Source organism: Kribbella caucasensis (assembly GCF_004361855.1).
In the GTDB taxonomy this organism is placed as follows: Bacteria; Actinomycetota; Actinomycetes; order Propionibacteriales; family Kribbellaceae; genus Kribbella; species Kribbella caucasensis.
The window spans coordinates 22,981-30,047 of the sequence record NZ_SNWQ01000015.1; the positions used below are offsets into that span (position 1 = coordinate 22,981).

The following is a 7,067-nucleotide window of genomic DNA, read 5'->3' on the forward strand; positions in this document are numbered from 1 at the left end:
AACGTTGTCTCTCGACCTGACCGCCTCCGACCGGAGTCCGATCACCTTGACCGTTCTGATCACCCGCGTCTCCTCGCCCGAGCTCTTCGTCGGCAGCGACGACGCCCCTCGCCAGATCCTGCGAGTTGAGCTCACCCGATCCGCTGCCGACGGCGCGCTGTCCGTGGCGGTGACCGGCGACGGCGTCACCGGTACGGCGGACCTGCCACCGGGCGACGGGGAGCACCGGCTGGAGGTGCCGCTCGAGGTGGCCCCAGCCCTGCGTTCGCAGTACGGGGTGTCGGTGGACGCACGGGTCACCGTGACCGCCGGGGGCCACGAGGTGGCGAGTGACGCCGGGGCCGTGGTGATCGCGGAGCCGGGCTGGACGATGGTGATGGTGTCGCACTTCCACTACGACCCGGTCTGGTGGAACACGCAGGCGGCGTACACGACCAGCTGGGACCTGCAGGGTCCGGACGGGACCACGCGACCGGTCTACACGCACAACGCCTTCAGTCTTGTCGACGCGCACCTGAAGCTCGCGCTGCGCGACCCGGCGTACTGCTTCGTGCTGGCCGAACTGGACTACCTCAAGCCGTACTTCGACACCTTCCCGGAGAACCGCGCCGTACTACGCCGGCTGATCGCGGAGGGCCGGGTCGAGATCATCGGCGGCACCTACAACGAGCCGAACACGAACCTGACCGGCGCGGAGACCACCATCCGCAACATCGTGTACGGCGTCGGCTACCAGCGCGACATCCTCGGCGGCGACCCGCAGAACGCGTGGCAGCTGGACGTGTTCGGTCACGACCCGCAGTTCCCGGGGTACCTGGCGAAGGCCGGGCTGACCGGGTCCGCGTGGGCGCGCGGGCCGTTCCACCAGTGGGGACCGCTCCGCCAGGCATGGGGCGACCCGAAGTCGGGGACGGCCGCCGTCATGCAGTTCCACAGCGAGTTCGAGTGGATCAGCCCGAGCGGCGACGGCGTGCTCACGCACTACATGCCGGACCACTACGGTCCTGGTTGGGAGCTGCAGAACGCTCCGAGCGTCGAGGCGGCCGGCGACACGGCGTACCAGCTGTTCGCGACGCTGAAGACGGTCGCGGCGACTCGCAACACGTTGCTGCCGGTCGGTGGTGACTACACCCCGCCGAACAACTGGATCACCGCGCTGCACCACGACTGGGCCGAGCGCTACGCGTGGCCGAAGTTCGTCTGCGGGACGACCAAGCACTTCATGGACCGGGTCCGTGCGGAGCTGGACGCCGATGGCCGGCGCCCGTCGCCGCAGTCGCGGGACATGAACCCGATCTACACCGGCAAGGACGTCTCGTACATCGACACCAAGCAGGCGCAGCGGGCCGCAGAGGTGGCCGCTGTCGATGCCGAGAAGCTGGGCACCTACGCCGAGTTGCTCGGGCTCGGGCGGTTCGCGGAGGCGTCGCTGGACAAGGTGTGGAGGCAGCTCGCGTACGGCGCGCACCACGACGCGATCACCGGATCGGAGTCGGACCAGGTCTACATCGACCTCGTCACCGGCTGGCGCGAGGCGCATGACCTGTCGGACGCTGCTCGGACGGCTTCGCTGGAGGCGTTCGCGGCGCGGATCGACACGAGTGCGTTCGGCGCGCGGGCTCTCATCGTCACCAACACCCTCTCCTTCACCCGCACCGACCTGGTGACCGTGGACCTTGCGTCCGAAGAAGTGAGGGCTATAGCGCATGGTTCTTCGGACGTAAGCGTTCTGGCGGCGGACGGGGAGGTGGTGCCGTCGGTGGTGGAGGGCGGGAAGTTGACGTTCCTTGCCGTCGACGTGCCGTCGTTGGGGTGGCGGACGTATCAGCTGGTCGACGGTACGGCGGGGGCGTGGGGGCCGGCGGATTCCGCGGAGTCGGTGGAGAACGAGTTCTTCCACGTCACGGTCGATCCGTCCCGTGGTGGTGCGGTCAGCTCGATTGTCGACAAGCGGACCGGCCGGCAGGTGTTGAAGGGACTCGGCAACGAACTGCGGGTCTACGAGGAGTATGCGGACCACCCGCGCTTCGGTGAGGGGCCGTGGCATCTGATTCCGTCCGGGCCGGTGGTCGGGTCCTCGGAGGCGCCGGCGAAGGTGTTCACCCAGGCGGGCCCGCTCGGTGGACGGGTGGTCAGCCGTGGCGAGGTCGACGGGATCTCGTACGAGTCGGTGATCACGGCGTATGCCGGGCTGGACCGGATCGAGTTCACCACCCGGATCCTCGACCACGCGCAATCGGATCGGTTGGTGCGGGTGAAGTTCCCGGCCGACATACCGGGTGCGTTGCCGTTGAGCGAGGTCGCGGGTGCGGTGGTCGGTCGCGGGTTCGGGCTGATCGACGTGGACAGCGCGCAGGCGCCGTGGACGCTGGACAACCCGGCGAACACGTGGTTCGGGCTCGGTTCGACGGCACGTGTCGACCTGATCGATGCCGCTGGCAACCAGGTCGGGACGCGTCCGTTGGCGGTCGCGGAGATCGTCGTACCGGATGACATGGAACCGGCCGAGGTCCGCGACCTGGTCGTAGCGCTGGCCCGCGTCGGCGTCACCGCGACGACATCCCTGGCCGGCGGCTCCCGCTACGGCAACCTCCAGGTCGACTCAAACCTCCCCGACCTACGGATCCTGGTAGGCAAGGCAGCCAGCCTCCTGGATGAGGTAGCGGACAGAGAAGCGAGCAGCGCCGCGGGCGAGGCGCACGGAGCAGACGGGGCGCTTGGTGCAGGCGGGGCGTTCGGCGGGGATGAGCCGCGCTTCGTGCCACCGAGGACGGCGTTGGCCGACGTGTGGAAGCCCAACGCTGATGTGCGGGACACTCGGGCGATTCCTGCGCTGGTGTTGCCGTCGGCGGCTGCTGTTGCGAACGCTGTGGAGCAGCTGGGCGAGGCGCGGACCAGGGCGACTGTTGTTGGGGACGGGGTGGTTGAGGACTTTGAGGATGTGACTGTTGCGCTGTTGACGTACGGGCTGCCTGGGTTCGCGGTTGACCCGTCCGGCGCGCTGCACGCATCGCTGCTTCGGTCCTGCACCGGCTGGCCGTCGGGGATCTGGATCGACCCGCCGCGCCGGTCGACGCCTGATGGTTCGTCGTTCCAGCTGCAGCACTGGACGCACGAGTTCCGGTATGCGCTCACCACCGGCGCGGGCGACTGGCGGGCCCTGCAACTCCCGTCCCGCGGCCAGGAGTTCTCCTCACCGTTGCTCGCGGCAACCACTACCGGTCACGACGGCACCCTGCCCGCGACCCACTCGCTCCTCCAGGTCACCCCGGAGCGCGACGTACTGGTGTCGACTCTCAAACCTGCCGGCAACCCGATCGCGCACGGCTCGGGTCGGGCCGCCGATCCGCGCGAGGGCGTTACGCTCCGGTTGATCGAGGCAACTGGTCTCGGCGCGACGGCCACCGTCACGTCCACCCTGCCGATCACCGGCGCATCGCATGCCGATCTGCTCGAGTCCCGCGGCGCACCGATAGACGTTGCCGACGGAAAACTCTCGGTGGAGCTCGCCGGGTCCGCGGTCGACACGTTCGTCCTGGACCTCGAGTCGGCCGGGGATCCCGGGCAAACCGTTCTGGGGCAGGCCGACGAGATCACCCAGCCGTCGTACTCGCGGTACTGGCTGCACAACCGGGGTCCGGCCCAGATGGGCTTCCTCCCGGTCAGCATCTCGCTCTCGCCCACCGTCGCACGAACCGCGGGCAAGCCGTTCGAGGTCTCGATGGTGATCGCCAACCAGTACGCCGATGTGGTGGCTGAGGGGGTTCTGACACTGGACCCCCCCGACGGGTGGACGACGGATCAGCCGGATCGGCCGCTGCGGCTGGAACCGGGCGGATACGTGCGGCAGCTGGCCAATGTGAGCCCGCCGGAATGCTGCGAACCGGGTCAGTACTTCGTCGCGGCTCGGGTGCTGACCGGGACCGATGAGCTGGCGGGCGGATCCGGCGTACGGGCGGTCGAGGATGTCGTGACGGTATTCGTCGGGGACAGCCCGGAGCTGACCGCGACCCTCGGGTTCGGGATGGCGCCGACCGAGCCGCCGGACCACGGATCCGGCGCGGTCGAGGGTGAGCCCGGGCGGCCGACCGGGTTGACCGTGACGCCGTCGACCGACGATCTGCGGTTGCGGGCCGGGACGACCGAGACGCTGGAGTTGGTGTTCGCGAACACGACGTTGTCGGAGATCCGGGCCGAGTTGCAGCTCGCGTCGCCGTACGGGACGTGGTCGTGGCTGCCCGAGCCGGTGCGGGCGGTCGTGGTACCGCCGAAGTCGTCGGTGACGGTGCCGGTACAGGTGGTCGCGCCCGCCGATTCGGGTCCGGCGCATGCGTGGGTGCTGCCGAAGGTGATGTGGTTCGGGCGCGCGCAGTACGCGCCGACGGTCCGGTTGGAGATCCAGTGACGGCCGCGGTCGCCTTGGGACACGGTCACGGGCACGGGCATGCGCCTGTTGCGCCGGCGGGGGTGATGGCGTACCTCGACGGGGAACCTCTGTCCCGCGAGCTGCTGGATGAGCGGCTCGCGGGCCTGCGTGCGGGTGACAAGGCCTGCGTGCTGCCGAGGCCCGACAGCCGCGAGGGTCGGCAGCTGACCCGCTGGGTGGCGCAGGTGATCATCACCGAGCAGCTGTGCGCCAACGAGCTGCGCCGGCGCACGGACGCCGTACCGGAGACAGGGACCAAGCCGCTGGAGGTGTCGACTGCTATCGCTGTCGGTTCGATCACCGCGGCGGCACTGGCGGGGTCGGAGGCTGTACGGCGGGTTGCCGCGGTGGTGAGCGCCGACGTACGGATTCCGGCCGCGCAGTTGGCGTATGCGGCCGACGTCCTCGGTGAGGAGCCGCCGGCGGATGCGGGAGTACCGGTGGCCGGCTGGCATGCCGAGCTGGTGCAGAGCGCGCGGCTGGAGGCGTTCGCGCGCTGGCTGAACCGGGCGATGCACGAACGGGTCCAGCTGGTGCACGGGCTCGAGCATCCCGGCGACAGCTTCCAACCAGACAACCTGCACCGGCACTGATGGGGGGAACCTTGAGCGACGAGGCAGCTGTGGATCAGGGGACGGTGCTCGGCATCGACATCGGCGGCACCAAGATGGCCGCCGCGATCGTCGGCGCCGACGGCCGGATCCTCACCGAGCACCGGATCCCCACGCCACCCGGGGACGCCGAGCAGGTGTTCGCCGCGCTGGCCGAGCTGATCGGCCGGGTCGAGGGTGACGTACGGCCGGTCGCGGTCGGGATCGGGTCGGCCGGACCGCTGGATCAGCGGCACGGCCTGGTGTCCCCCGTGAACATCACCGGCTGGCGGAACTTCCCGCTGGTGGACCGGGTCCGCGAGCTGGTCGGCGACGTACCGGTCGAGCTCGGGGTGGACGGGCACTGCTTCGCGCTCGGCGAGTTCTGGACCGGCGCGGGCCGGAACGCGGACGCGATGCTCGGGATCGTGGTCTCCACCGGGGTCGGCGCCGGCATCGTGGTCGACGGCCGGCCGCTGCTCGGGCAGTCCGGGAACGCGGCCCACCTCGGGCACGTGGTCGTCGACCTCGACGGCGAGGCTTGTGCATGCGGGTCGTACGGCTGTGTCGAGACGTACGCGAGTGGTCCGCGGATGGTCGCGCGGGCGCAGCGCCGGGGCTGGCGGACCAGCGAGTCGGTCGACGCCGCGGTGCTGTCGGCGGATGCGGCGGCGGGTGACGAGATCGCGGTCGCGGTGTTCGACGACGGGGCACAGGCCCTTGCCGCGGGCATCGTCGCGACCGCCGTCACGGTCGACCTGACGAGTGTGGTGATCGGCGGGGGCGTCGCGAAGGCCGGGCCGGTGCTGTTCGATCCGGTGCAGCGCTGGGTCAAGCGCCTCGCCCAGCTCCCCTTCGTCGCCGATCTGTCGGTCGAGCCCGCCCAACTGGCGAACGCCGGCCTGCTGGGCGCCGCCCGCCTCGCCTGGGACACCCTCGCGTAACCTCCCGGTCCACCCGCCCTGGTACGGCGCTGCCGGGACCTCGGACACCACCCGGCGAGAGCGGATACTGTCCGACGTTTGGGCAGTCCGGTTGTCGGTCGGAGCGGCGTGTCACGGGTGAACTGCACCCCGCGACCCTTTGCACACATCCGTTCGCGCGGAAAGGGTAGTCCCGAGCAATTTTGCGCATTTTTAACCCAATCCCGAAAACTCTGTAACGACTACCCCAGTCCCAGCGATTCAACGGATGGATGGGGTGGGGGCACGTCATCCAAGGGCAATCAGGGGGGCCTGCATGCCAGGGATTGACCGTCAGCACGAGCGGCGGAGAGGCGACTCTCCGCCGCTCGGGCGGGCAACCGGGTTGTACGTCGCATGTCCACCAGCGTTTGCCTGGGGCAACGCTCGACCGTAGGGAAAGAACCTGCATGGACGTAGCCGTACTCCTCGTCTTCTCAACCTTCTTCACCGGCCTGGTCGTGCTGACCACCACCCGGAACGGCCGGGTGCGTGCGTTCGTCCGCCGGCCGCGTCTGTTCCAGCTGGCCGTCATCGCCGCCGCCGCTGTCACCGTCCCAGTCGACCTGTACGCCGTCCTGTACGGCACCGTCGGTCCGCAAGGTGCCGCGCTCGGTGACGTCGCCGACCGCCTGCTACTGCTGAACGTCGCCGCCTCGTGCGGTGTCGCCGCTCTGCACGAGTCCCTCCGGGGTCATCCCCTGTCCCCCACTGCCGCACCGGACGAAGCGTCCGAGTACGAGCAGCCGGTGCGGATGGGCGTGCTGGGCTGGACCGGCCCACTGATCGCGCTGGTCGCGGTCACCGCCGTCGTCGGCCTCGGATCCCGTGGAAACGGACCGGGCCTGGGCAACGTCGGATCCGTGTGGGCGGTCTACTCGCTACTCATCTGTGTGATCAGTGCCTACGCGCTGTTGCGCAGACGAGTGAAGAGGCCGGTCAGGGATGGTGCCTGACGACCTCGTTGATGCGATCGATCCTCGGGAGGGATGAGGATCGACGCGGGTTCTGCACCGCGGACGGTGGGCCGAAGATCGCGGGAGGGCGGTCGACGGGGCGACTCCCCCGTCCACGATGCAGAACCGACGT

The 7,067-nt window shown here is 69.7% G+C and carries 4 protein-coding genes; all 4 read left to right on the forward strand.

Features of this window, described 5'->3' with window-relative positions; translation table 11 throughout:
• Nucleotides 1-46: 46 nt before the first annotated feature.
• The 4 genes from EV643_RS27655 (at nucleotide 47) to EV643_RS27670 (ending at nucleotide 6,934) form a co-directional block, all read left to right on the forward strand.
• Nucleotides 47-4,405 carry a glycoside hydrolase family 38 N-terminal domain-containing protein gene (locus EV643_RS27655; protein WP_133803083.1) on the forward strand — a complete coding sequence of 1,453 codons (4,359 nt, stop codon included), beginning with the start codon at nucleotides 47-49 and terminating at the stop codon, nucleotides 4,403-4,405.
• The gene (locus EV643_RS27660) at nucleotides 4,402-5,019 is read left to right on the forward strand and encodes a DUF7158 domain-containing protein (protein ID WP_238165844.1); all 618 of its coding nucleotides are present in this window, start codon (nucleotides 4,402-4,404) and stop codon (nucleotides 5,017-5,019) included. Before EV643_RS27655 ends, EV643_RS27660 begins: the two co-directional genes overlap by 4 nt.
• A gap of 11 nt (nucleotides 5,020-5,030) precedes the next feature.
• Nucleotides 5,031-5,960: an ROK family protein gene (locus EV643_RS27665; RefSeq protein WP_133803084.1), complete on the forward strand. Its 930-nt coding sequence runs from the start codon at nucleotides 5,031-5,033 to the stop codon at nucleotides 5,958-5,960.
• 428 nt (nucleotides 5,961-6,388) lie between these two features.
• Nucleotides 6,389-6,934 (forward strand): hypothetical protein, encoded by a 546-nt coding sequence (locus tag EV643_RS27670; protein WP_133803085.1) that lies wholly within the window; start codon nucleotides 6,389-6,391, stop codon nucleotides 6,932-6,934.
• The last annotated feature ends 133 nt before the right edge of the window (nucleotides 6,935-7,067 follow it).

What these genes read in the sequence shown, in the direction of transcription:
- EV643_RS27670 (WP_133803085.1), top strand. Translation starts at nt 6,389, where the DNA reads ATGGACGTAGCCGTACTCCTCGTCTTCTCAACCTTCTTCACCGGCCTG.